We start from the raw sequence: 593 nt of genomic DNA on the forward strand, positions 1-593 counted from the left end.
AGGACATACGGCGAGCCACCACCTGCGAGGTGGAGATCCGCAACCACCCCCGACACAAGGGGACGGCATGAAGACCGACGACGCCCCGCCGCCCTCGCAGACTCCCAGCTCATTCGGGTACTGCTCGTGGCACGGCGGATCCATTCGAGGCGTACGCCTCGTACGCATCCCCGACGACCAAGGCTCCGGCCCCGCCGCACCAGGCCTGTTCGCGTGCGCCTCCTGCCGCCACGCCTACGACCTCACACCCATTGCGGACCAGCCGTGAGCCGCCCCGAGCGGGACCGCCCCGTCAGGAAGCGCCGGCCGACCACGTTCACGGTGCCCGCCCGGCTGCCCGGGGAGGCGGCGTACGGGGTGTTCATATCCCACGTGATGGAGTGCGCCGGCTGCGACTACGGGCAAGCCCAGTGCGAGAAGGCCGTCGAGCTGTGGAAGGCGTACAAGGAAGCGCGCCGTAACCGCATATGAGCCCCTGCCGCCGGTGAGCACCTCCGGCCGCAGGATGCCGCCCCGTGCCGAGGGGCGGCAGGTGACCCGCCGCACGTCCCCCCGTCGGCGGCGGGTCACCGCACCAAATCCGCGAGCGGCAC

At 71.5% G+C, this 593-nt stretch carries 2 protein-coding genes; both read left to right on the plus strand.

The annotated features are described in order from the left end of the window. The first annotated feature begins 67 nt into the window (after window positions 1-67). A complete protein-coding gene (locus I8N67_RS41895; protein ID WP_200309642.1) occupies window positions 68-268 on the plus strand; it encodes a hypothetical protein in 201 nt (66 codons plus the stop codon). After that, window positions 265-471, plus strand: coding sequence for a hypothetical protein (locus I8N67_RS41900; protein WP_200309644.1), 207 nt, complete (start codon window positions 265-267; stop codon window positions 469-471). The genes I8N67_RS41895 and I8N67_RS41900 overlap by 4 nt, the downstream gene beginning before the upstream one ends. Window positions 472-593 lie beyond the last annotated feature (122 nt).

Source organism: Streptomyces adelaidensis (assembly GCF_016598475.1).
Lineage (GTDB): Bacteria > Actinomycetota > Actinomycetes > Streptomycetales > Streptomycetaceae > Streptomyces > Streptomyces adelaidensis.